This window comes from Hydrogenophaga sp. GW823-FHT04C09, assembly GCF_058796355.1.
In genome coordinates this window covers 128,819-151,485 of record NZ_JBXAIO010000004.1, presented here as the reverse complement: position 1 = coordinate 151,485, position 22,667 = coordinate 128,819, and the positions used below count along the sequence as shown (strand labels likewise).

Sequence of the window (22,667 nt, the reverse complement as noted above, 5' to 3'; positions counted from 1 at the left end):
AAAATAAGAAGCCCTGTCACGCGCCGGACACACGAACCGGCAGCCCTCTCACGGCCTGCGCCTCGTCCAGCACGCGTTCGAGGATCTGCGGGATCTCGAACAGTGCGCGGTTGTCCATGCGATGCACGCAGGCGCGGTGGCCGTCCAGGCCAGCCAGCAGCCGCGCCACCGCCGCGTCGATGCCGCGAAAGCTGCGCAGCACCAGGCCCAGGCCGTTCTCGCGCACCCAATGCGCGTTGTAGCGTTCCTGCGGCATGGTCCAGGCGTTGTCCACCACGATCACGGGCAACCCCTGCTGCACCGCCTCGCTCAGGCTGCCCGGCCCGGGTTTGCCGATGAAGAAATCGGCCAGGCGCATGTAGCGCGGCACCTCGGTGCTGAAGCCCACCACGCAGCGCGGCGCACCACGCGGCAGCGCCTGCAGCCGCGCGGCCAGGGCCTTGTTGTGGCCGCAGATCAGGATCAGTTGCGTGCTCGCGCTCAGGCGCTCGGCGATGCCCAGCATGGCCTTGGAGCCGTGGCCGCCGAACATCACGATGCCAGTGGGCCGCGAAGGATCGAGCCCGAGCTGGCTCAGCTCCTGCTCGCGGTCCAGCCGCATGGGCTGGTAGAACTCGGGCCGGATGATCATGCCGGAGGTGGCGTGCACCTGCTCGGGCGCGTGGCCCAGGGCGAGCGCCTGCGCCACCGCGCGCGGTGTGCCGCAGACCACGTGCTGGCGCGGGTCGCGCTCGATCCAGAAATTCGGCGGCACATCGGCTAGGTCGGTCAGCACGGTGGCGTAGGGCACGCCCGGCAAGGACGCGCCCAGGCTTTCGAGCATCACGCGGTTGAAGTTCGGCACCAGCGAGACCACGAGGTCGGGCTCGGTGCGCAGCCAATGCTGCTGCAGCTGGCGCAGCAGCATGGGGTGCGCCAGGCGGATCAGGCCTTGCAGCAGCTTGAGCTCCTGCGCCATGCCGATGGTCCAGCCACGCGCCAGGCGCCGGTTGTACCAGTCCTCCGGCGCGCTGCCGGTCATCTGCTGGAACTTGGCTTTCGGGTCCAGCACCTCGAACAGGTTGACCAGCCGCACGCTCCAGGGCGTGGGCTGTTCGCGCAGCACGGCCTCCAGGGCCAGGGCCGATGCGCGGTGGCCGCCACCGGCATTGAAATAGATCAGGTCGACGGTTCGCATGGGCCGATTGGATCGGCCCCGTGTGTCAGTGATGTGGCAACGCGAGGCGCTGGTCGATGGCGGCCAGCACGCGGGCATCCACCCCGTGTCCGAGCCCAGGAAACACGTCCAGCGTCACCTCGGCCTGGCACCGGGTCAGCGTGTCGGCGGCATCGCGCGCCAGCCGCACCGGCATCACCGCGTCGGCGTCGCCGTGCATCAGGTGGATGCGCGTGCCCTCCGGGGCAGTCCTCGGGGGCTGCGTGAAGCGGCCGGCGATGGACACCACCGCACCCGCCAGCCCGGGGGCCTGCTGCGTGGACTCCAGCGCCATGATGGCGCCCTGCGAGAAGCCGATCAGCGTGGTGCGCGCGGCCCCCACACCGCTGCGGCGCTGCCAATGCCGCACCGTGTCGGCGAAGCGCGGCATGGCCTCGGCCACGCGCGCGGGCCGGTTGTCTTCGGTGACGCCTACCACCGAGAACCATTGCCAGCCCCGGCCCAGGTCGGCCGGGTCCGGCGAGCGCACGCTGACCACCCAGGCCGCGGGTTGCCGCTTGGCCAGCGCCTGACCCAGGGGCACCAGGTCGCCTGGCTGCGCCCCCACGCCATGGAACAGCAGGATGAGCGCACCTGAAGACACGGCGGGCTGCTGGATGAGGATGACGTCGCTCATGACGCGGTCCCGAAGACGAAGCTGTCCATCGACAACACGCCGTGCGTGATGCCGCCATCGATCACGTCGGCGCGGACGCCCTCGCCCGCCGCCCCAGCCGCCACCAGCAGCGGCAGGAAGTGCTCGGTGGTCGGGTGGGCGCGCTGCGCGTGCGGAGCGTCGTCCAGCGTGCGGCGCACGCGCGGGCTGTCGCCTTGTTGCACGGCCTCGCGCACCCAGGCCACAAACTCGGTGGCGTAGGCCGCGTCGTCACCGTGCCCGCTGCGGAACTCGTAGAGGTTGTGGGTCAGGCTGCCGGAGCCGATCACCAGCACGCCCTCGTCGCGCAAGGGGGCCAGCGCCTGCCCGAAAGCCCAGGCACCGGCCGCGTCCAGCCCGTGCGGCAGCGACACCTGGAACACGGGCACGTCGGCCTCCGGGTACAGGTAGCGCAGCGGCACCCAGGCGCCGTGGTCCAGGCCGCGGTGCTCTTCACCCTGGGCGGTCCAGCCTGCGCGCTTCAACGCGTCCAGCGTGCGGCGGGCCAGCTCGGCGTGTCCAGTGGCCGGGTAGCCGATCTCGTACAGCGGCTGCGGAAAACCACCGAAGTCGTGGATGGTGGCGGGCTGCTCGCTCAGGCCCACGCGCGCGCCGCGCGTCATCCAGTGCGGCGAGACGATGAGCACCGCCTTCGGCGTGGGCAGGGTGCGCCCGAGCGCGCTCAGTTTCGGGCCAGCGAGGCCGGGCTCCAGCGCGAACGTGGGGGCGCCGTGGGATACGAACAGGGTGGGCAGGCGGTTCATGAAGTGCTCCTTCAACAGGTCGATGGAGGGACTTTAAAAGTTCCACATCCAGAGATAAACATGCTTCAATTAGACAAACTGTTCCTTATTCAGAGACAAATGGACCGATTGGAAGCGATGAGGGTGTTTGCCGCGGTGGTCGATGCCGGCAGCTTTGTCGCGGCGTCCGACGCCCTGCCCATGTCCAAGGCGGCGGTGTCGCGGCACGTGGCGGAGCTGGAGTCGCACCTGGGCGTGCGCCTGCTCAACCGCACGACGCGGCGGCTCTCGCTCACGCCGGAAGGCGAGGTGTTCCACACGCGCTGCAAGGAGGTGCTGGCCTCGGTGGACGAGGCCGAGGCCGAGATCACCTCGCGCAGCGGCGAGGCCACCGGGCTGCTGCGCGTGAACGCGCCCTTCACCTTCGGCCTGCTGCACCTGGCGCCGCTGTGGGTGGCCTTCATGGCCAGCCATCCCAAGCTCACGCTGGACGTGACACTGTCGGACCGCGTGGTCGATCTGGTGGAGGAAGGTTTCGACATGGCGGTGCGCATCGCGCGCCTGCCCGACTCCAGCCTGGTGAGCCGCCAGATCGCGAGCACACGCCTGGTGCTGTGCGCCTCGCCCGGCTACCTGCGCCAGCACGGCACGCCCCGCCACCCCGCCGAGCTGGCGCAGCACCAGGTCGCCGCCTACAGCCTGTTCTCCATGGGCGACCACTGGAGCTTCACCGGGCCGCAGGGGCCGGTCTCGGTGAAGGTCTCGCCCCGGCTGCGCTGCAACAACGGCGACACCTGCCGCCTCGCGGCCCTGCGCCACCAGGGCATCGTGCTGCAGCCTTCCTTCCTCGTGGGCCCGGACCTGCAGGCCGGCACCCTGGTCGAGCTGATGCCCGAGTTCCGCTCCATCGAGCTGGGCGTGTACGTGGTCTACCCCTCGCGCAAGTTCGTCTCGCCCAAGGTGCGCCTGCTGATCGACTTTCTGGTCGAGGCCTTCCGCATGCAGGCCTGGCCGACGCAGAAACGCGCCAAAGGGCGCAGCCGCGGCGAGCGCTAGCGCCGCACGGGGCGCGAGCGCCGCTGCTTGGGCAGGTCCAGCGCCGCGAGGTTGGCCTTGGCGCGCTCGGCCAGGCGGTCCATCAGCCCGTCGAGTTGCGCGACCTCCTCCGGTTCCAGCGCCAGCAGCAGCTGCCGGTTGAGCTCCACCACCACGGGCAGAAACTCCTCGTGCAGCGCGCGGCCCTTGTCCGTCAGGGACACCTTCGCCTGCCGGCGGTCGCTGGGAATGACCTCGCGAGCGGCGAGTTCGAGGTCGACCAGGGTCGTGACGATGCGCGAGGTGCGCGCGCGGTCCAGTTGCGCCAAGTCCGCCAGCTCCGACGACAGCACCGGGCCGTGCCGGGCCAGCACCACGATCAGCCGCCACTCGCGGCGCGACACGCCATAGCGGGCCTGGCACAGCCGCCCCACGGGCGCGACGGCCGCCGCCTGAAGGCGGGTCAGCCGGTAGAGAAAGAGTTCACCCATCACACATCGACTCCACCAGTGAATACCCTGAGCATAGTTGTATTGATCAACCAATCCAGGAGGGCATAGATTCGAAAAAGGCACCCGAACATCATCCAGGAGACTCCCATGCCATCCCCCCATTCCCCTGTGCGCGTCCTCTTGCTCGCCCTCGCGGCCGGCCTGGCCGCGCCCCAGGCCCTCGCGCAGACCTGGCCGAGCAAACCGGTGACCCTGGTGGTGGGCACACCGGCCGGCGGCGCGGTGGACGTGTACGGCCGGGCGCTGGCCGACCAGTTGGCGAAACAGACCGGCGGCACCTTCGTGGTGGAGAACAAGGGCGGGGCCAACGGCAACCTCAGCGCCGAGCAGGTCCGCAACGCGGCCGCCGACGGGCACACGCTGTGGATCAGCACCCAGGCCATGTTCACCATCAACCCCTCGGTCTACCCGGCCCTGCGCTGGAAGCAGTCGGACTTCAAGCCCATCGCCAAAGGCGTGGAGAACCCGCTGGTGCTGGTGACCCACCCGTCCGTGCCGGCCAGGACGCTGCCCGATCTGGTGAAGTGGGTGGCGGCCAACCCGGGCCAGGTCACCTACGCCTCGTTCAGCCCCGGCACGCCGTCGCACTTCCTGGGCTTCCAGCTCAACGAACGCTTCAAGCTGGACATGGTGCACGTGCCCTACAAGGGCAGCGCACCGCAGATCACCGACCTGCTCGGCGGCCAGGTGCGGCTGGGTTTCGCTCAGTTGCAGGCCGCGCTGCCGCACGTGCAAAGCGGCAAGCTCCACGCCATCGCGGTCACCTCGCGCGAGCGCACCCGCTTCCTGCCCCAGGTGCCCAGCCTGGCCGAACTGGGTTACCCGGACCTGGGCGCCACGGTGTGGTTCGGCCTCATGGCCCCGTCGGCCACGCCCAAGGCGGTGGTGGACCAGATCCAGGCCGCCACGGTGAAGGCCCAGGCCGACGCGGACTACAAGGCCAGGCTGGAAGCGCAGGGCTTTGACGTGCCGCGGGAGAATGGCGAGGCCTTCGCGGCCACCATCGCAAGCGAGACGGCGCGCTGGGCCCAGGTGGTCAAGGCCACCGGTTTCAAAGCCAACGACTAACGCGTCGGTGTTTCGCTCGTCAGCGCGAACGCGCTGGCGCGCACCGGCTCGAACGGCCGGATCTCGTACTGCAGGCCGCAGGCCAGGCAGGGGTTGTCGGCCGAGAGGCGCGCGGCTTCTTCCAGGCTGGTGGCGCGCACGAACCAGAAGCCGCCCACCACCTCCTTGGCCTCGGCGAACGGGCCATCGACGATGCGCTCGCGCGTGACCAGCTTGCCGTCGCGCGCCAGCCGCTGGCCCGAGCGCATCACCCCCCGGGCCACCAGCTCGCCATGCCACACGTAGAACCGGTCGATCGCGGCCTGGATCTCCTCGGGCGACTTGTCGGCGTCCCACTGGCCGCGCGAGATCACCAGGAACTCCCGGGGTTCGAGGTCCGAGCTCATATCGCCACCCCGGCCGGTGGTTGCGGCGTGCGTTGCGCCGGGTCGTAGAAGAATTGCTCGGACACGATGCGCTCGCCCTCCCAGCGCTGCCAGGCCAGTTCCTCCATCTCGGTGACCGACTCGTCCCGCCAGACGAAGCGGAACCGCCAGCGGATCACCACGTGGTCGCCGTGGACGAGCACCGGGCGCACGCAGCGCGACTTGATGGACGCCGCGCGCGCCATCACCTGGCGCTCGCCGGCCACCAGCTGGTCGCGGCCCACGCGCGGCGGCGCCTGGTTTTCCTGCATGCTGGCGTGCGGCGCGTAGAAGTCTTCGATGGCCTGGTCGTGCGCGTTCTGCTCCACCAGGGCGATGAAACGTTCGAGGGTGTCGGGGTTGGGCATGGCGGTGGGTGGGTTCAGTCGTTGGGGGCCCGCAGCATCAGCGATGCGAAGCCGAGGTGGTGCATGGTCTCGCGCAGGATGAGCACGTAGGCCGCGAATTCGGGCTGCGGCGGCAGGCCCGAGGAGGTGGCGGGCCGGCCGAGCGAAACCGCCGCGATCTGGTTGAACACCTGCTCGATGTCGTCGATCAGGAGCAGCGCGCCGCCGGCCTCGCGCTCGTGCACCAGGCGGCGCAGCTCGTGCGCGGCGGCGTCCGACGTCACCAGCTGGGAGCCGCGCGGCAGCTGCCGCAGCAGCGGCATGACGGCGTTCTCCACGTGTTCGATCGCGGTCTCGATCTCCAGCGCCGTGGGCGGCGTGTGCTTGAACGGGCCGTTGCCCAGCGCGCGGGTGCCGATGTCCAGCATCCACTCCAGGCTGCCCCCTTCGACGGGCTCGGTCGCGATGAAGGTCTCCTGCTTGCCGATCTCGATGTGGGTGCGCGCCTCACGCATGCCGGCCTCCGTTCGCCTGCCGCGCCGAGATGCGCTGCGCCACCCGCGGCGCCTGCAGGGCGATGGTGCGCAGCAGGCCGCCGGGCTGGCGCACGTCGAAGCCCACGAAGTGCAGACCTTCGAGCGCGCCCTCGCCGCTCAGTTGCAAGGGGATGCCGCGTTCGTCCAGCGGCAAGGCGGTGCGGGGAAAGAGTTCGCCCAGCGCCGCGTCGTAGCCGGTGGCCAGCAGCACGGTGTCGAACGGGTGTTCGCTGCCGTCGGTGAACCGCACCCCGCCCGACGTGAGGCGCTGGATGCCGGGGTAGACCAGGATGTCGCCGGTCTTGATGCGCTGCACCGTGCCCACGTCGATCACCGGCGTCTTGCCCTCCTCGCGCAACTGGCGCAACGGCGAGACGCTCGCGCTGGGCAGGCCGTGGCGGCGCAGGTCGCCCACGGTGAGGTTGCGCAGCAGCACGGCCAGCGCATCGCCCAGCACCGGCGGCAGTTGGCTGAGCATGAGGCTGGAGAGCTGCGCGGGCCGGCCGAGCACGTCGCGCCGCACGATGTTGACCGGCGAGCGCACCGAGAGCGCGGTGCGCACGCCGTGTTCCACCAGGTCCAGCGCGATCTCGGCACCGGTGTTGCCCATGCCGACCACCAGCACGCGCTGGCCCTTGAAGGGCGCGGCGTTGCGGTAGCCGCGGCTGTGCAGCAGGCGGCCCTGGAACACGTCTTCGCCCGGCAGGCGGGGGGCGCGCGGCTGGCGGTTGGCGCCGGTGGCCACCACCACGTGGTTGGCCGACAGCTGGCGCCCATTGGCCAGCGCCACCTGCCAGGGCGCGCCCGGGCCCTGCCGGGGTTCGATCGCCGTCACGTTCTGTCCCAGCGTGGGCTCGATGCCATGCTGGCGCGCGTAGGCGACCAGGTAGTCCACCACCCCCTGGCGCGGCACGTAACGCGGCGCGTCGTCGGGGAATGGCCGGCCGGGCAAGGCCGAATGGGTCTTGACGGTGTGCAGGTGCAGGCGCTCGTAATGGTGGCGCCAGGACGAGGCGATGTCCTGCGCGCGGTCGATCACCAGCGGGCTGTGCCCGCGCTGCACCAGGCAGGCCGCCACCGCCAGACCGGCCGGGCCGGCACCGACGATGATCACGTCGGCTTCCGTCTCGGGGTCAAGGGGGGCGTGGTTGGAACCGCGAAATGGCTCGGTGTGGAAATCGGGCGGGTCGTATTCCATGGCGGTGCCGTTATTTTCAGCCAGTTTGGCCGGCACCCTTTGCGCACGCCATGGGGCTTTCACCCACACGCAGGCGCCAAACCTGTCGCACAATGCCTCGCTTCAAGCCTCCGCCAACGGGCCTTGCCACAGCACCTGGGCATGGGCCTCCAGCACCACGGCCCCCTGCTGGTTGACCGTCTCACCCGCCAGCTCCACCACCCACTGCCCCGCCTTCCGGCTTTCGCGCAGGCGCTGCACCGTCCACGTGGCGCGCAGCGTGTCGCCGGGATAGACCGGCAGCCGGTAGCGGTTGTGCTGCTCCAGCAGGGCGATGCGGCTGCGGGCGAAGCGCGCGCCGATGGCGCTGGCCATGATCGCGGCGGTGACCGCGCCGTGGAAGATGCGGCCGCGCAGGCCCGCATGGGTCGCCGCGCCGTCGCTCACGTGCACCGGGTGCGTGCCCTGGGTCAGGCGCACCGCCTGTTCCAGGTCGTCGCCGGAGAGCTCGCGCGCCAGGCCGAACCGCTCGCCCAGCGCCACCCCGGGGCCGCCGGCCGGCTCAGTCAACGCGGGCTCCGGATTCGCGCACGATGCGGCCCCACTTCGCGTGGTCCTCCTGCAGCAGGCGGGCGAACTCCTCGGGGCTGTTGGGCCGCGCCACGGCACCGATGGTCAACATGGATTTCTGCATGCCCGGGTCGTCGAGCGCCTTGCGGATCTCCGCGTTCATGGCCATCACGATCTCCGCCGGCGTGCCCTTGGGGAACAGCACCCCCAGCCAGGGGCTCGCGACGAAGCCCGGCATGCCGGCCTCGATCAGGGTGGGTGCATCGGGCAGCTGCGGCACGCGCTTGCCGGAGGCCACGGCGATCAGCTTGAGCCGCCTGGATTCGATGTGCGGCACCGTGACCGTGAGGGTGTCGAAGCTGAGCATCACGTTGCCGGCCACGAGGTCCGCGATCGAGCGCACGCTGCCCTGGTAGGGGATGTGCATCATGGTGATGCCGGCCTCGCGCTTGAGGCGCTCCATCGCCAGGTGCGACAGCGTGCCGTTGCCCACCGACGAGTAGTTCAGCTTGCCGGGGTTGGCCTTGGCATAGGCCACCAGTTCGGCCAGGGTGTTGAACGGCGCCGACGGGTGGGCCACCAGCGCGAGCGGGATTTCCATCGCCACGCCGCTGGGCGCGAAGTCGGTCAGCGGGTCGTAGCCGACCGACTTGTACAGGTGCGGGTTGGTCACCAGCGAGGCCGTGGCGGCCAGCACCATGGTGTAGCCGTCCGGCGGCGACTTGGCCAGGTGGGCCAGGCCCAGGCTGCCGCCCTGCCCTGGCCGGTTCTCGACCACGAAGGGCTGCCCCATGGACTGCGACAGCCGGTCCGCCAGCAGGCGGGCCACGATGTCGGTGGCCTGCCCGGCGGGAAAGCCCACCACCAGTTTCACGGGACGGTCCGGGTAACGGCCGCCCTGCGCGCCGGACAGGCCGGCGAACAGGGTCAGCGTCAGCAGCAAAACAAGCCAGCGCGCGGTTTTCATGTTGTCTCCTCGTCGGTTGTCGGGGTCTACAGCTCGGGGGCCACGGCGATCACGGTGCGGCCGGTGTTGCGGCCCTCCACCACGTCCTTGATCACCTGGGGCAAGTCGTCGAAGGGCTTGACCTGCGCGATGCGGCCCAGGTGGCGCGGGCGCAGGTCGCTGGCCAGGCGGCGCCACACGTGTTCGCGCAGCGCGGGCTCGTTGTCGGAGTTGACGCCGATGAGCCGCACCCCGCGCAGGATGAAGGGCATGACGGTGGTCACCAGTTCCTGGCCCGCCGCGTTGCCGATGCTGGCGATCACGCCGTCCTTGTTCGTGGTGCGGGTGAGCGCGGCCAGGGGTTCGCCGCCGAGCGAATCCACCGCGCCGGCCCACAGCGCCTTCTCCAGCGGGCGGGTGGCAGCCGCCAGGTCGCTGGCCGCGACCACCTCGCTGGCGCCGAGTGCTTTCAGGTAAGGCGCCTGCTCGGGCTTGCCGGTGACGGCCACCACCTCGTGGCCCCGCTGGGCCAGGATGTCGATGGCGATGCTGGCCACACCGCCGGTGGCGCCGTTGACGAGCACCCGGCCCCGCCCGGGCGCCAGGCCATTGAGCTCCATCAGGTCCACCGCCAGGGCCGCCGTGTAGCCCGCCACGCCGATGGTGATCGCGTCCAGCGCGCTGAGCCCGGGTGGGATCGGGTTCACCCAGTCGGCCGGCACGCGGGTGCGGGTGGCGTAGCCGCCGTGCTGCGACACCCCGAAGCCGTGGCTGTGCACGATGACGGCGTCGCCCGGCTGGAAGCGCGGGCTCTGCGACGACTCCACCGTGCCCACGGCATCGATGCCGCCCACGCAGGGAAAGCGGCGGATGATGCGCCCGCGGCCGGTGGCCGCCAGCGCGTCCTTGTAGTTGACGCTGGCGTGGTGGATGCGCACGACCACGTCGCCCGGGTCGAGCTGCGACGGCGTCAAGGTGGTGAAGCGGGCCTGCACCGCGTCCGCGCTGCCTTCGATCAGATACGCCCGGATGGGGTCGTCCATGGTCACTCCTTTTGCTGAGGTTCAGATCACGCCGGCGGCGCGCAGGCCGTCCAGCTGGGCGTCGGTCAGGCCGAGTTCGCGGAACACGGCCTGGTTGTGCTGGCCCAGCGAAGGGCCGGCGTGGCGCACCGCGCCCGGCGTCTCGGAGAACGCGGGCACCACGCTCTGCATGCGCACCGTGCCGAGTTCGTCGTCGGGCACGCTGACGATGGCCTGGCGCGCGGCGAAGTGGGCGTCTTCGAAGATGTCGGCGATGTCGCAGATCGGGCTGAACCCGACCTCGTTGGCCTCCAGCATGCGCCCCAGCTCGTCGATGCGGTGCTTCGCGATCTCCGCCGCGAGCGCCTGGTCGAGCTCGGCCCGGTGGGCCACGCGGTCGCGGTTGGTGGCGTACCTCGGATCGCTCACCAGATCGGGCCGGCCCAGGGCCGCGCACAGGCGTTCGTAGATGCGCTGCGTCGAGGCGGCGATCGAGGCCCAGCGCCCGTCGGCGGTCTGGTACACATTGCCCGGCGCCGCGTACTGGCTGGTGTTGCCCGAACGGCCGCGCACCACGCCCAGCTGGTCGTACTCGATCGGCAGGAAGTCGAGCACGCGGAACATCGACTCCATCATCGAGCAGTCGATCTCCTGGCCGGGCCGGTCCTCACCGCCCTCGCGCTGGTGGTGCAACGCCGCGAGGATGCCGATGGCGCCGAACAGGCCCCCCACCGCATCGGCGATCGGAAAGCCCAGATGCAAGGGCGGTCGGTCGGCCTCGCCGCAGAGGTTGGTGAAACCCGTCATGGCCTCGAACACGCGCGCGAAGCCCGGGCGGTTGCGGTACGGGCCGGTCTGGCCGAAACCGGTCAGGCGCAGGATGACCAGCCGTGGGTGGATGCCGTGCAACCAGTCCTTGGTGATGCCCCACTTGTCCAGCGTGCCGGGGCGGAAGTTCTCGACGAGCACGTCGTGCTCGGGCAGCAGGCGGCCCAGCAGCTCGCGCCCCTCGTCGCGCCGCAGGTCCAGCGTGATGCCGCGCTTGTTGCGGTTGGCCGCCTTCCACCACAGCGGCACACCGTCCTTGTAGGGCGGCAGGGCGCGCAGCGGGTCGCCCACGCCGGGCATCTCGACCTTGAGCACATCGGCGCCCAGGTCGGCCAGCAAGGTCGAGGCCCAGGGGCCGGCAATCACGGTGGAGAGGTCCAGGATTCGCAGCCCCTGCAGGGGCCCGGCGGCGGCGGTGCTCATGTCTCGAAATCCTTGTGATGGGTCGGTTTCGATGCCAGTTTAGGGAGCGGATGCAAAATACAGAATACGCATAGGAGGCATTTCAGACATGCTGATTCCGGATCGCAAAGGTTTGCAGATCGAAGACCTGCGCCACTTCGTCCAGGCCGCCGAACACGGCAGCCTCACGGCCGCGGCCACGGCCGCCGGCGTGGCGCAGTCGGCCTTCAGCCGCCAGCTCTCGCGCCTGGAAGCCACGCTGGGTGGGCGCCTGCTGCACCGCACCGGCCGGGGCGTGGTGCTCACCGAACTGGGTCGCCATGTGCTGCCGCGCGCGCACGCGCTGCTGGCCGACGCCTCGGCCCTGGTGGAGGAAGCCGGAGGCAACTGGCAGCGGCCCACCGGGGTGGTGAACGTGGGCCTGCTGCCGTCGATGTCGCGCCCCATGACCGGCCGCCTCTACGCCCGCGTGAGCGAGGCGTTCCCCGACATCCAGCTGCGCGTGGTCGAGGCCTACAGCGGGCAGATCGAGGTGATGCTGGCCGAGGGTCACATCGACGTGGGCACCTTCAACCGCTACCGCCCCCTGCAGCGCGAAAACCAGGACGCGGTGCTGTCCTCGCCCCTGTGCCTGATCGCCGCGCCCGGGGGCCCGCACAGCGGCAAGGCCTCGGTGCGCTTCTCGGCCCTGGCCGGCCTGCCGCTGGTGATGCCGATGCGGCCCAACAGCCTGCGCGCCCTGTTCGAGGAAGTGGCGGGCCGGCGGCGCCTGTCCATGCACGTGGCCCTGGAAGTGAGTTCGGCCACCGCGATGAAGGACGCCGTGATGAGCTGCGGCCTGCATGCCACGCTGCCCGCGCACGCGGTGCAGGACGAACTGGCCAGGGGCCTGCTGGAGTGCATGCCCATCACCCACCCGGCGATCCGGCAGACCACCTTCATCGATGTGACCCGGCGCCGCCCCGCGTCCTCGGCGGTGCGCGAGGTCGCGCGGCTGCTGTCGGGGCTGGTGCGGCAGCTCGGCGCCTAGGCGCCCGGCAGCGCGGCCGCGCGCGCGCGCAGGAATTCCTTCTCGCGCTCGTTGCCCGCGAGGTCGGCCGCGCGCTCGAACTCGGCGCGCGCCTCGCCGTCGCGCCCCAGCTTGGCCAGCAGGTCGCCGCGCACGCTGGGCAGCCAGTGGTACTGGCGCAGCGCCTTGTTCTTCAGCAGCGCGTCCACCAGCACCAGGCCGGCGGCCGGCCCGGCGTGCATGGAGATGGCCACCGCGCGGTTGAGCTCGACCACCGGCGAAGGCGCCACGCGCGCGAGCTCGCCGTACAGCGCGGCGATGCGGGCCCAGTCGGTGTCGGCGGAACGCACGGCGCGCGCGTGGCAGGCGGCGATGGCCGCCTGCAGGTGGTAAGGGCCCGGCTCGGCGCCTATCAGGTCGGCGCGGTCCAGCGCGGCCAGGCCGCGGCGGATCAGCAGGTGGTCCCAGCGGCTGCGGTCCTGGTCGGCCAGCAGCACCGGGCGGCCCTTGGCGTCGGTGCGCGCGGCGGTGCGCGAGGCCTGGATCTCCATCAGCGCCAGCAGGCCCTGCACCTCGGGCTGTTGCGGCGCGATGCCGGCCAGCATGCGGCCCAGGCGCAGCGCCTCGTCGCACAGCGCGGGGCGCATCCAGTCGCCGCCGCTGGTGGCCGTGTAGCCCTCGTTGAACACCAGGTACACCACCTCGAGCACCGAGGCCAGGCGCTCGCCCAGCGCGTCGCCGCGCGGCACCTCGAACGGCACGCCGGCCTCGCTGATGGTGCGCTTGGCGCGCACGATGCGCTGCGCGATGGTGGCCTCGGGCACCAGGAAGGCGCGCGCGATCTCGTGCGTGCTGAGCCCGCCCAGCAGCTTGAGCGTGAGGGCCACGCGCGCGTCGGTGGAGAGCACCGGGTGGCAGGCCGTGAAGACCAGGCGCAGCAGGTCGTCGCCGATGTCGTCCTGCCGCGCCTCGTCCAGCGCGTCCACGAAATCGGGCACGTGCGTGGCGCCCAGGGCTTCGAGGTCGGCGGCGATGCCGTCGTGCTTCTCGTCGGCCATCTGGCGGTGGCGCAGGTGGTCGAGCGCGCGGCGCTTGGCGGTGGTCATGAGCCAGGCGGCGGGGTTGTCGGGCACGCCGTCCCTGGGCCAGTGCTCCAGCGCGGCCACCAGCGCGTCCTGCGCGAGCTCCTCGGCCACGCCGATGTCGCGCACCACCCGCGCCACGCTGGCCGTGATGCGCGCGGACTCGAGGCGCCAGACGGTGGCGATGGCCTGGTGGACACTGGAATGCATGGGCCGAATTTACATCTGCGCGGGGGCGGCGCTCATGTCCATCCAGAACACCTCCCATTGGTGGCCGTCGAGGTCGGCGAAACCGTGCTGGTACATGAAGCCGTGGTCCATCGGCGCGTTCGGCGTGGTGGCGCCGGCGGCCACCGCCTTGGCCACCACCTCGTCCACCTGGGCGCGGTGGTCGACCGAGAGCGCCACCAGCACCTCGGTGGCCTTCTTCGCGTCCGAGATCGGCAGTTTGGTGAAGCCCTGGAAGAAGGGCTCGACCAGCAGCATGGCGAAGATGTTCTCGCCCACCTCCAGGCAGGCGCCCTGCTCGTTGGTGAACTGCGGGTTGAAGTTCAGGCCCAGCGACTTGAAGAAGGCCTGCGAGCGGGCCATGTCCTTGATGGGCAGGTTGACGAAGATCTGGCGAAACATGGTGTTTCCTTTCGAAGGGTGAGGGGGTGAAGAAGGTTCAGGACGCCGCCGGCTTCTCGGCCAGGGACTTGAGGTAAGACAGGCCGGCCTCGAAATCGCGGCCGATCATCTGGTCCATGTTCATGAAGACGCCGATGAGCCGCGCGATGAAGGGGCTGGGGCCATCCATGGCCCAGGTCACGCGGGTGGCCTCGCCTTCGGGCACCAGGCTGAAGGTGACGACGTTGTGACCCTCGAAGGGCTCGAACATGTCGAGCTGCATGGTCACGCTGGAGGGCGCGCTGGACGCGGTGATGCCGATGCGGCCCTTGCCCACGTCCTTGTTGCCCTGGAACTCGTACACCGCGCCGGTGCCGGCGGTGGGCCCGCTGTACTGGCCCTGCATGGCCGGGTCCTTGCGGGCGTAGGGGTTCCAGGTGTTGAAGCGCTGCAGGTCGTTGATGAGCGGGTGCAGCCGCTCGGCGCTCGCCTGGATGGTGGTGGAGCGCTCGACGTGGAAGCGGTCGGGCCGGCTCGCGGCGTACAGCAGCAGGGCGGCGATGGCCACGCCGATCAGCAAAGCAAGGATCTTGAGCATGGTGGCGGCTCCTCAGCGCTGGGGGTTGTGCATGGCGTCGAGCTTCTTGAAGTCTTCCAATGGCTCGCTGGGCGGGAAATCCTCCATCTCGTAGAGCTGGCGCAGTTCGATCACGGCGGCCTTGCCGGCGCCCGCCGGGTTGGGGAAGCGGCGGCTCCACTCCATCGCCTCCTCGCGCGAACGCACCTGGATCAGGGTGTAGCCGGCGATGAGTTCCTTGGACTCGGCGAACGGGCCGTCGACGACGCGCTTCTTGCCGTCGGCGCTGTACTGGATGCGCCAGCCCTTGCGGCTGGGGTGCAGGCCCGAGCCGTCGAGCAGCACGCCGGCCTGGGCCAGTTCCTCGTGGTAGCGGACCATCTCGGCCATCAGCGCCTCGTCGGGCGCGGGCGAGGTCTCGGCTTCGAATTCGTCGCAGGACTTGACGATGATCATGAATCGCATGGTGGGTCTCCTGGAGAGGGGTTCAGGGGTGGTCGAAGGCGTGCTGCAGGGCCGCGATGTCGAGCTTGCCCATGGCGAGCATGGCCAGCGTGACGCTCTGGCGCCGCGCCGCGTCGGGGTGCTGCAGCTGGGCCATGAGCTGCTCGGGCACGACCTGCCAGGACAGGCCGTAGCGGTCCTGCAGCCAGCCGCAGCGCTCCTGCTCGGGCACGGCCGAGAGGTGTTGCCAGTAGTGGTCCACCTCCTGCTGCGAAGTGCAGCGCACCAGGAGGGAGATCGCGGGCGAGAACCGGAAATGCGGCCCGCCGTTGAGCGCGGTGTGCGGCTGCCCGTCGAGTTCGAAATCGATCGTGAGCACCGTGCCCTCGGGCAGTTGGGCGCCAGGGCCGTAGCGGGTGATCGCGCCGATGCGCGAGTTCGGGAACACCGACACGTAGAACCGTGCGGCCTCCTCGGCCTGTGTGTCAAACCACAGGCAAGGCTGGATGCGGGCGGGTGCGTTCATCAAGAACTCCTGTTGAATTGGGGATCTTCAACAGGCACGACGAACCAGCCCCGCGGTTTTCGACAAGCGCCGACAGAAACACCCCAGGAAAAACCCTGAGGCCGGGATTCAGCCCCGGCTGTCGTCGTAACACGGCCCCAGGGCGCGCACCTCGACGGTGGCCCATTCGGCGGCCGGGCACTCCTGGGCGATGGCCACGGCCTCGTCCATGCTGGCGCAGTCCAGCAGGAAAAAGCCGCCGATCATTTCCTTGGCTTCGGCGAACGGCCCGTCCACCACCTGGGCCTTGCCGCCGCCGGTGTGCACCCGCACCCCCTGGGACTGGGAGGCCAGCGATTCCGCCGCCAGCAGCTTGCCGCGCGAGCGCAGCGACTCGCCGAAGCGCTGCATGCTGGCGTACGCCTCGCGGCCCTGGGCCTCGGTGCGCGTGCCGCGCTGGCCGGCCGGTTCAAGGATCAGGAGCATGTGGGACATGGAGCGCCTCGTTTCACTGTGCACAAGCCCTCCATGCTAACGCCTCACCCCGCCACCCGATGGCCCACAATGCCTTTCCATGAACCCTGCCAACTTCGAGGCCTTTCGCCTTCAGGCCCTGATCGAAGGCTACGACGAGGTGATCGAGCGCGAGTGGGCGCCCTTCACGGTGCTGGACATGCACACCCACCCCTTTGCCGCCAAGGCGGTGGTCACGCGCGGCGAGATGTGGCTGACGGTGGGCGACCTCACGCGCCAGCTGCGCGCGGGCGACACCTTCCAGATCGACGGCGAGGTGCCGCACGCCGAGCGCTATGGCGCCGAGGGCGCCACCTATTGGGTGGCGCGGCGCAAGGACTGACCGAAAACGCTCAGTCCAAATAGGCCTCGGCCTGCCGGATCACGGGCGACCAGCGCGCGATCTCCTGGCGCAGGTGCTTGCCCAGCCCTTCGGGCGTGGCCTTGTCCTTGCTCACGGGCAGGGCGCCGAGCTTCTGCAGGCTGTCGCGGAACGCCGGGTCGGCCAGGCCGTCCTGCAGCGCCTTCACCAGCTTTTCGGTGACGGGCCTGGGCAGGTTCTTCGGCGCGTACACGCCATGCCAGACCGTGACCTCCAGCCCGTCGATCCCCTGCTCGCTCAGCGTCGGCAGCTCGGGCAGCGAGGGCAGGCGCTCGCGCGTGGTGCTGCCGTAGGGTTTGACGCGCGCGGCCTGGATCGGGCCCAGCGTGGTGGTGATCTGGTCGCACAGCAGCTCTACCTGGCCCCCCTGCAGGTCGGCCATGGCGGGCGCGGCGCCCTTGTAGGGCACGGTGGTCATGGCCAGGTTCAGCCGGCTCATCAGCATCAGGCCGCACAGGTGCGAGGCCGTGCCGATGCCGGCGTTGGCGAGGTTGATCTTCTTCTGGTTGAGCGTGATGTACTGGTGCAGCGCCTTGAAACCGGTCGGTTCGAGGTCGCGCTTGCCCACCAGCGTCATGGGCACGTCCGCCACCTGGCCGATGAAGTCCAGGTCGGTGGCCGGGTTGAAGCGCAGCGAGCGCGAGAGCGCGGGCAGCGTGGACATGCCGATGTTGTGGATCAGCAGCGTGTAGCCGTTGGCTTCGGCGCGCACCACGGCCTCGGTGCCGACGATGCCGCCCGAGCTGGCGCGGTTCTCCACCACCACCGGCTGGCCCAGCGACTTGCCCATGGCCTGGGCCAGGTGGCGCGCGACCACGTCGGTCGGCCCGCCGGCCGAGAACGGCACGATGAGCGTCACCGGGCGCTGGGGGAACTCCTGGGCCAGCGCGGCGCTGCCCAGGCCCAGCGCGATGGCCAGGGTGAATATCCGTTTCTTCATCTTTGTCTCCTTCGTTGTGGTTCGGTCGATGGGGTCGCGGCGGTCTCAGGCCTCCGTCTTCTCGGTCCATTCGCGGTCCGCGTTCAGCAGGGGGTCGCGCACCAGCACGCCGTCGCGGTACAGCTGCCCGATCTCGTCGTCGTCCAGCCCGGCGAGCGACTTGAGGATCTCCTCGTTGTGCTCGCCCAGCAGGTCGGCGCGCAGGCCTCCCGGCACGCGCCACGCGGAGAAGCGCGCGGGCGGGCCCGGGATGTCGAAGCGGCCGATGTAGGGGTCGTGCACCTCGCGCACCACGCCGCGTTCGCGCAGGTGCGGGTGCGCCATGGCCTCGCGCAGGGTGAGCACAGGCGCGCAGGGAATGCGGTGGCGTTCCAGCGCGGCGATGGCCTCGTCGCGCGTGGTGAAGCCGGCCAGCCAGGTTTCGAGGAGGTGCTTGAGCGCCTCGTTGTGGTCGCGCCGCAGCGCGGCGGTGGCGAAGCGCTCGTCCTTCAGCAGCTCCGGCTGGCCCAGCGCCTCGACGAAGGCCGCCCACTGGTGCGGCAGCGTGGCCAGCGTGAGGTAGCTGCCGTCGCCGCAGCGGAAGATGCCGGTCGGCCCGCCGTCGGGGTGCTGCGAGCCGGTGCGCACCGGGGTGTGGTTTTTGCGCAGGCTCACGCGCGGCACCGCCACCTCGTGCATGTTGAAGTAGGTGTCGAGCAGCGAGGTCTCGATGTACTGGCCCTCGCCGGTGCGCTCGCGGTGCAGCAGCGCGAAGCCCACCGCCATGGCCGCCGCCACGCCGGTGGAGGCGTCGCCGATGGCCATGGTGATCAGCGCGGGCTCGCCGTCGCGCTCGCCGATCAGGTCGGTGATGCCGGCATAGGCCTGGGCCACGTAGTCGTAGCCCGGCTTCTGCGCGAGCTCGCCGGCCTGGCCGGCCAGCGAGATGGAGCACATCACCAGCCTCGGGTTGATCGCCTTCAGCTCGTCGTAGCTCAGGCCCGCGCGCGCCATCACGCCGGGCGAGAAGTTCTCCACCAGCACGTCGAACTTCGGCACCATGGCCTTGATGAGTTCGCGCGCGCGCTCGCTCTTGAAGTCCAGCGCCAGGCTTTTCTTGGAGTGGTTGTGCTGGATGAAGTAGGTGCTCTGCGAGCAGCGCTTGTGCTCGGGCTGGTTGGAGCGCAGGCCGCCCACGCGGGTGCGGTCGCCGAAGGGCGCGAGTTCGAGCTTGACCACCTCGGCGCCCATCTCGGCCAGGATGCGGGTGCAGGTCGGGCCGGCCACGATCTGCGTGATGTCGAGCACGCGGTAGCCGGTGAGCATGGGGGTCTTCTGGGTCATGGGGTCTTTTCCGAGGGGGAGAACTGGCCGGCGCCGAACAGGTTGTCCCAGCGCTCGCCGGTGGGCTTGGCGCCGGAGCGGTCGACCTTCTCTTCCAGCACGGCCAGGCCGCGCTGCACCGCCGGGCGCGCGCGCACCACCGCGTACCAGCGCTGCAGGTGAGGGAAGTCGGCGAGGTCCTGGCCCTGCCACTTGTGGGCGCGCAGCCAGGGGTAGGTCGCCATGTCGGCGATCGAGTACTGGTCGCCCGCGAGGTACTCGGCCTCGGCCAGGCGGCGGTCGATCACGGTGTAGAGCCGGCGCGCCTCTTTCGTGTAGCGGTCGATCGCGTATTCGATCTTCTCGGGCGCGTACTTGCGGAAGTGGTGCGCCTGCCCGAGCATGGGGCCGACCCCCCCCATCTGGAACATGAGCCACTGCACCACGTCATAGCGCGCGCGCAGGTCCTGCGGCAGGAAGGCCCAGCCCTGCTTCTCGGCCAGGTACATCATGATGGCCCCCGACTCGAACAGCGCGATCGGCGCGCCGCCCGGGCCCTCGGGGTCCACCAGCGCGGGGATCTTGTTGTTCGGGCTGATCCTGAGGAACTCGGGCCGGAACTGCTCGCCCTTGCCGATGTGCACGGGAATGACGCGGTAAGGCAGGCCCAGCTCTTCCAGCAGGATGGAGACCTTGTAGCCGTTGGGCGTGCTCCAGAAGTAGAGATCGATCATGGGCGGTGATGATGGTGCGCATGGCCAAGGTGCGCCAATACCGTGTCGGGCTTGGGGCATCGTGAAAAGATATGGAGCCCCCCAAGGGCCGATAGGACAATGGCCCGATGGAAATCCGCCAGCTCAAGTACTTCGTGCGCATCGTCGAACTGGGCAGCGTCTCGCGCGCCGCCGCCGACCTGTTCATCGCCCAGCCCGCGCTCAGCCACCAGATGGCCAACCTGGAGGACGAGCTCAAGGTCAAGCTGCTCTCGCGCAGCGTGCGCGGCGTCTCGGCCACCGAAGCGGGCGAGGTGTTTTACCGCCACGCGCGCGCCATGCTGCGCCAGATGGAGCGCATGCGCACCGACGTGCAGCACGCCGGCGACTACCCGCAGGGCCTGGTCTCGGTGGGCCTGCCCAGCAGCGCGGCCACGCTGCTCGCGCCTTCGCTGATCGCCGAGGCCGCCGCGAAGTACCCCGACATCCAGCTGCAGATCACCGAGAGCCTGAGCGGCCACCTGGAAGAGCTGGTGGTCAACGGCCGCATCGAGATGAGCCTGCTGTTCGAGCCGCTGGCGCCGGACACCGGCACGGCGCGCCAGAAGGTCTCCAGCCACCTGGACGTGCGCCCGCTGCTGATCGAGGACCTGTTCCTGATGTCGGCGCAGGGCGTGGGCGATGGCGACACGGTGTCGCTGGCCCAGGCCGCGCCCTGCGCGCTGGCCCTGCCCGGCCGCTCCAACGTGACGCGCCAGATCATCGACGCGGCCTTCCAGGCCGCCGGGCACGAGATGCGCGTGCTGGCCGAGCTCGACTCGCTGGCCACCATCCGCGCGGTGGTGGCCAGCGGCGTGGGCGCCACCATCGGCTCGGCGGCCATTCCGGGCGGCACGGCCGGCCTGCGCGTGCAGCGCATCACCGAGCCGGCTCTGCAGCGCCGCCTGTCGCTGTGCACCTTCGACATCGTGCCCCTGAGCAGCGCGGCGCACCGCATCGTCGAGCTCATCACCGAGGTCACGCACCGGCGGGTGGAGGCTGGTCAATGGCCTGGCGCCTCGCCCGTGCCGCCCCCATAGGACGGCGCGATACCGCCACGTCAAAGACCTATTTCCCCCCGCGCGGACCCGCTGCCTACACTGCGGCGCACATTTCCAACGGTGGGCCCATGACTGCAAAGATCCTCGACGGCGTGGTCGTTCTCGACCTCACGCGTTTTTTCTCCGGCCCCCAGGGCACGCTGTTCCTGGCCGGCCTGGGCGCGGAGGTCATCAAGATCGACGACCCGAAAACCGGCGACCCGACCGCCTTCGCGCCGCCCTTCGCGGGCCCGCAGGGCGTGAGCTTCCAGCGCCAGACCGACGAGGACATGGGCATTGCCTACCTCAAGCGCGCGCGGGGCAAGAAGTCGGCCACGCTCAACCTCAAGAGCGCCGAGGGGCGCGAGATCTTCCTGCGCATGGTGCGCCACGCGGACGTGGTGGTGGACAACTTCAGCGCCGGCGTGGCCGAGCGCCTGGGCGTGGGCTACGCGGCGCTGAAGGAAGCCAACCCGCGCATCGTGTACTGCTCGCTCACCGGCTACGGCGCCACCGGGCCGGACCGCCACCTCAAGGCCTACGACCTGATGGTGCAGGCCGCCGTGGGCCTCATGAGCATCACCGGCCAGCCCGGCAGCGCGCCCACCAAGGCCGGCTCGCCGGTGTCCGACGCGATCTCGGGCGTGTTCGCGGCGCTGGGCATCGTGGCCGCGCTGCTGCACCGCGACCGCACCGGCGAGGGCCAGGCCATCGACGTGTCCATGGCCGACTGCCTGTTCTCGCTGATCTTCGACGAGCCGCTGGACTGCTACCCGCAGCTCGGCCTGCAGCCCCAGCAGGGCAACCGCATCATGCGTTTCTCGCCCTTCAACGCCTACCGCACGCGCGACGGCTGGGTCACGCTCGGCGCGGCCACGCACGACGACTGGCTCGCGCTGCTGGAGGTGATGGAGCGCCGCGACCTCCAGGACGACCCGGACATGATGTCGGTCGCCTGGCGCCTGGCGAACAACGCCCAGGTGGACGAGGTGGTCGCGTCGTGGGCGCGGACCATCACCACCGAGGAGGTCGAGGCCCGCCTGGCGCAGGCCAAGCTGGCCTGCAGCCCGGTGCGCGACATCCACGGTGTGCTGCGCTGGGACCAGATGGTCCAGCGCCAGATGGCGGTGCCGCTGTGGAACCCGCTGAGCCGCTCCACCATGGTGGCCTCGGGCTCGGGATTTCCGATCAAGTTCAGTGCCGCCCCGGGCGGCTACGACCAGCCGGCCCCGCTGCCCGGCGCGCACAGCGACGAGGTGCTCACGCGCCTGGCCGGCCTGGACGCGGCGCAGATCGAGGCCTTGCGCGGCGCGCGGGTCGTCTGACACCCACCCCACAAAAAACGCCGGCTCGAAGCCGGCGTCTTTTTTTGTGAGGGGGCGGGAGAAACGCTCAGGCCGTGGCGCGCGCCAGCTCGTCTTCCATGAAGTCGAGCCGGTCCTTGCCCCAGAACATCTCGTCACCCACAAACATCATGGGCACGCCGAACACGCCGCGCGCCACCGCGTCGTCCGTGCTCTTCGCGAGCTGTGCGCCAGTCTCGTCGCTGGCGCTGGTGGCCTCGAACCAGTCCGGGTCCACGCCAAACCGCTCGGCGATGGGACGCAGGCCCGCGTACTCCACGATGCCCGCGTTGCCCTGTTCCCAGTAGGCTTCGAGCGCCGCCTCGACGAAGGGCAGCTCCAGCCCCTTCTGGCGCATCGCCAGCGAACCGCGCAGCACGCGGCTGGACTTGATCGGGAACTGGCGCGGGATCTGGAACGGCAGCTGGTGCTTCTCGGCCCAGCGCATCAGGTCGCGCTTGCGGTAGCGCAGCTTGGCCTTGGACTCCTTCATGAGTTCGTAGTCGTTGTTGCGGAACACGTAGCCCAGGTTGTAGGGGTGCAGCACGAGCTCGGCGCCGTGGCGCGCCACGATGGGCTGGAGGAGCTTGAACGCGAAGTAGGTGTTCGTGCTGCCGATGTCCCAGTACAGATCGACGTGTGGCTTGGTCATGCGCTTTCCATGGTGGCTGTTGAGTGCCCCACAGTCTAGGAAGCGCGCCGCGCGCTGACCAATACGAAATGGCGATT

Annotated in this window: 28 protein-coding genes; 6 read left to right on the top strand and 22 right to left on the bottom strand. The window is 70.1% G+C overall.

The features are described 5' to 3' along the window. Window positions 1-16 precede the first annotated feature (16 nt). The 3 genes from AC1Q9M_RS13020 to AC1Q9M_RS13010 are packed head-to-tail and all read right to left on the bottom strand — an operon-like array spanning window position 17 to window position 2,614. Window positions 17-1,177, bottom strand: a complete 1,161-nt coding sequence (locus AC1Q9M_RS13020) for a glycosyltransferase (RefSeq protein ID WP_444687389.1) — start codon at window positions 1,175-1,177, stop codon at window positions 17-19. Between the two features lie 25 nt (window positions 1,178-1,202). Further along, window positions 1,203-1,832 carry an esterase gene (gene ypfH / locus AC1Q9M_RS13015; RefSeq protein ID WP_382321877.1) on the bottom strand — a complete coding sequence of 210 codons (630 nt, stop codon included), beginning with the start codon at window positions 1,830-1,832 and terminating at the stop codon, window positions 1,203-1,205. Next, window positions 1,829-2,614 (bottom strand): dioxygenase family protein, encoded by a 786-nt coding sequence (locus tag AC1Q9M_RS13010; protein ID WP_382321878.1) that lies wholly within the window; start codon window positions 2,612-2,614, stop codon window positions 1,829-1,831. Before AC1Q9M_RS13010 ends, ypfH begins: the two co-directional genes overlap by 4 nt. Window positions 2,615-2,713: 99 nt before the next feature. Between AC1Q9M_RS13010 and AC1Q9M_RS13005 the strand changes: the two genes are divergently transcribed. After that, on the top strand, window positions 2,714-3,649 hold the full coding sequence (locus AC1Q9M_RS13005; protein WP_382321879.1) for a LysR family transcriptional regulator: 936 nt from the start codon (window positions 2,714-2,716) through the stop codon (window positions 3,647-3,649). Here AC1Q9M_RS13005 and AC1Q9M_RS13000 read toward each other — a convergent pair. Then, window positions 3,646-4,119, bottom strand: a complete 474-nt coding sequence (locus AC1Q9M_RS13000) for a MarR family winged helix-turn-helix transcriptional regulator (RefSeq protein ID WP_382321880.1) — start codon at window positions 4,117-4,119, stop codon at window positions 3,646-3,648. The two genes, AC1Q9M_RS13005 and AC1Q9M_RS13000, sit on opposite strands and share 4 nt — an antisense overlap. A 108-nt stretch (window positions 4,120-4,227) precedes the next feature. On the opposite strand from AC1Q9M_RS13000, the gene AC1Q9M_RS12995 reads away from it, so the two are divergent. Continuing rightward, window positions 4,228-5,208, top strand: coding sequence for a Bug family tripartite tricarboxylate transporter substrate binding protein (locus AC1Q9M_RS12995; protein WP_382321881.1), 981 nt, complete (start codon window positions 4,228-4,230; stop codon window positions 5,206-5,208). Here AC1Q9M_RS12995 and AC1Q9M_RS12990 read toward each other — a convergent pair. From AC1Q9M_RS12990 to AC1Q9M_RS12955, 8 genes are all read right to left on the bottom strand, one after another. Further along, the gene (locus AC1Q9M_RS12990) at window positions 5,205-5,594 is read right to left on the bottom strand and encodes a YciI family protein (protein WP_291111225.1); all 390 of its coding nucleotides are present in this window, start codon (window positions 5,592-5,594) and stop codon (window positions 5,205-5,207) included. The two genes, AC1Q9M_RS12995 and AC1Q9M_RS12990, sit on opposite strands and share 4 nt — an antisense overlap. After that, on the bottom strand, window positions 5,591-5,980 hold the full coding sequence (locus AC1Q9M_RS12985; RefSeq protein WP_444687392.1) for a nuclear transport factor 2 family protein: 390 nt from the start codon (window positions 5,978-5,980) through the stop codon (window positions 5,591-5,593). Before AC1Q9M_RS12985 ends, AC1Q9M_RS12990 begins: the two co-directional genes overlap by 4 nt. Before the next feature lie 14 nt (window positions 5,981-5,994). After that, entirely contained in the window at window positions 5,995-6,474 is a 480-nt protein-coding gene (locus AC1Q9M_RS12980; protein WP_382321882.1) for a hypothetical protein, read from the bottom strand. Then, window positions 6,467-7,693: a flavin-containing monooxygenase gene (locus AC1Q9M_RS12975; RefSeq protein WP_382321883.1), complete on the bottom strand. Its 1,227-nt coding sequence runs from the start codon at window positions 7,691-7,693 to the stop codon at window positions 6,467-6,469. Before AC1Q9M_RS12975 ends, AC1Q9M_RS12980 begins: the two co-directional genes overlap by 8 nt. A gap of 102 nt (window positions 7,694-7,795) precedes the next feature. Then, entirely contained in the window at window positions 7,796-8,242 is a 447-nt protein-coding gene (locus tag AC1Q9M_RS12970; RefSeq protein ID WP_382154323.1) for a MaoC family dehydratase, read from the bottom strand. Further along, on the bottom strand, window positions 8,235-9,209 hold the full coding sequence (locus tag AC1Q9M_RS12965; RefSeq protein ID WP_492434157.1) for a Bug family tripartite tricarboxylate transporter substrate binding protein: 975 nt from the start codon (window positions 9,207-9,209) through the stop codon (window positions 8,235-8,237). Before AC1Q9M_RS12965 ends, AC1Q9M_RS12970 begins: the two co-directional genes overlap by 8 nt. A gap of 26 nt (window positions 9,210-9,235) precedes the next feature. Beyond that, the gene (locus AC1Q9M_RS12960; protein ID WP_492434155.1) at window positions 9,236-10,231 is read right to left on the bottom strand and encodes an acrylyl-CoA reductase family protein; all 996 of its coding nucleotides are present in this window, start codon (window positions 10,229-10,231) and stop codon (window positions 9,236-9,238) included. 21 nt (window positions 10,232-10,252) lie between these two features. Continuing rightward, on the bottom strand, window positions 10,253-11,461 hold the full coding sequence (locus tag AC1Q9M_RS12955; protein WP_382321885.1) for a CaiB/BaiF CoA transferase family protein: 1,209 nt from the start codon (window positions 11,459-11,461) through the stop codon (window positions 10,253-10,255). An 88-nt stretch (window positions 11,462-11,549) separates the two neighbouring features. Here AC1Q9M_RS12955 and AC1Q9M_RS12950 point away from each other — a divergent pair, with 88 nt between their 5' ends. Next, on the top strand, window positions 11,550-12,470 hold the full coding sequence (locus tag AC1Q9M_RS12950; protein ID WP_382154311.1) for a LysR substrate-binding domain-containing protein: 921 nt from the start codon (window positions 11,550-11,552) through the stop codon (window positions 12,468-12,470). Here the strand turns inward: AC1Q9M_RS12950 and AC1Q9M_RS12945 are convergent. The 6 genes from AC1Q9M_RS12945 to AC1Q9M_RS12920 all read right to left on the bottom strand — a co-directional run bounded on the left by AC1Q9M_RS12945 (window position 12,467) and on the right by AC1Q9M_RS12920 (window position 16,161). Further along, complete coding sequence (locus tag AC1Q9M_RS12945; protein WP_492434152.1) at window positions 12,467-13,741, bottom strand: RNA polymerase sigma factor; 1,275 nt, start codon at window positions 13,739-13,741, stop codon at window positions 12,467-12,469. The two genes, AC1Q9M_RS12950 and AC1Q9M_RS12945, sit on opposite strands and share 4 nt — an antisense overlap. A gap of 9 nt (window positions 13,742-13,750) precedes the next feature. After that, window positions 13,751-14,161 (bottom strand): VOC family protein, encoded by a 411-nt coding sequence (locus AC1Q9M_RS12940; protein ID WP_382154305.1) that lies wholly within the window; start codon window positions 14,159-14,161, stop codon window positions 13,751-13,753. A gap of 37 nt (window positions 14,162-14,198) precedes the next feature. Next, window positions 14,199-14,738 (bottom strand): SRPBCC family protein, encoded by a 540-nt coding sequence (locus AC1Q9M_RS12935; RefSeq protein WP_382321887.1) that lies wholly within the window; start codon window positions 14,736-14,738, stop codon window positions 14,199-14,201. 12 nt (window positions 14,739-14,750) lie between these two features. Further along, a complete protein-coding gene (locus tag AC1Q9M_RS12930; RefSeq protein ID WP_492434149.1) occupies window positions 14,751-15,182 on the bottom strand; it encodes a YciI family protein in 432 nt (143 codons plus the stop codon). Between the two features lie 22 nt (window positions 15,183-15,204). Further along, the gene (locus AC1Q9M_RS12925; protein WP_382154299.1) at window positions 15,205-15,687 is read right to left on the bottom strand and encodes a VOC family protein; all 483 of its coding nucleotides are present in this window, start codon (window positions 15,685-15,687) and stop codon (window positions 15,205-15,207) included. A 108-nt stretch (window positions 15,688-15,795) separates the two neighbouring features. Continuing rightward, window positions 15,796-16,161: a YciI family protein gene (locus AC1Q9M_RS12920; RefSeq protein WP_291111210.1), complete on the bottom strand. Its 366-nt coding sequence runs from the start codon at window positions 16,159-16,161 to the stop codon at window positions 15,796-15,798. 79 nt (window positions 16,162-16,240) lie between these two features. On the opposite strand from AC1Q9M_RS12920, the gene AC1Q9M_RS12915 reads away from it, so the two are divergent. Beyond that, window positions 16,241-16,522 carry a cupin domain-containing protein gene (locus tag AC1Q9M_RS12915; protein WP_382154296.1) on the top strand — a complete coding sequence of 94 codons (282 nt, stop codon included), beginning with the start codon at window positions 16,241-16,243 and terminating at the stop codon, window positions 16,520-16,522. 10 nt (window positions 16,523-16,532) lie between these two features. Here AC1Q9M_RS12915 and AC1Q9M_RS12910 read toward each other — a convergent pair whose 3' ends face one another. From AC1Q9M_RS12910 to AC1Q9M_RS12900, 3 genes are read right to left on the bottom strand one after another with little or no spacing between them, the layout of a single operon-like run. Next, a complete protein-coding gene (locus tag AC1Q9M_RS12910) occupies window positions 16,533-17,501 on the bottom strand; it encodes a tripartite tricarboxylate transporter substrate-binding protein (RefSeq protein ID WP_382154293.1) in 969 nt (322 codons plus the stop codon). Between the two features lie 45 nt (window positions 17,502-17,546). After that, window positions 17,547-18,824 (bottom strand): CaiB/BaiF CoA transferase family protein, encoded by a 1,278-nt coding sequence (locus tag AC1Q9M_RS12905; RefSeq protein ID WP_382321888.1) that lies wholly within the window; start codon window positions 18,822-18,824, stop codon window positions 17,547-17,549. Then, window positions 18,821-19,537, bottom strand: a complete 717-nt coding sequence (locus AC1Q9M_RS12900) for a glutathione S-transferase N-terminal domain-containing protein (RefSeq protein WP_382328236.1) — start codon at window positions 19,535-19,537, stop codon at window positions 18,821-18,823. The genes AC1Q9M_RS12905 and AC1Q9M_RS12900 overlap by 4 nt, the downstream gene beginning before the upstream one ends. Before the next feature lie 107 nt (window positions 19,538-19,644). Between AC1Q9M_RS12900 and AC1Q9M_RS12895 the strand changes: the two genes are divergently transcribed. Beyond that, window positions 19,645-20,595 (top strand): LysR substrate-binding domain-containing protein, encoded by a 951-nt coding sequence (locus tag AC1Q9M_RS12895; protein WP_444687398.1) that lies wholly within the window; start codon window positions 19,645-19,647, stop codon window positions 20,593-20,595. An 89-nt stretch (window positions 20,596-20,684) separates the two neighbouring features. Next, window positions 20,685-21,920, top strand: a complete 1,236-nt coding sequence (locus AC1Q9M_RS12890) for a CaiB/BaiF CoA transferase family protein (protein WP_492434145.1) — start codon at window positions 20,685-20,687, stop codon at window positions 21,918-21,920. 67 nt (window positions 21,921-21,987) lie between these two features. Here the strand turns inward: AC1Q9M_RS12890 and AC1Q9M_RS12885 are convergent, their stop codons facing one another. Next, window positions 21,988-22,590: a 2-hydroxychromene-2-carboxylate isomerase gene (locus tag AC1Q9M_RS12885; RefSeq protein WP_492434143.1), complete on the bottom strand. Its 603-nt coding sequence runs from the start codon at window positions 22,588-22,590 to the stop codon at window positions 21,988-21,990. Window positions 22,591-22,667: the final 77 nt, after the last annotated feature.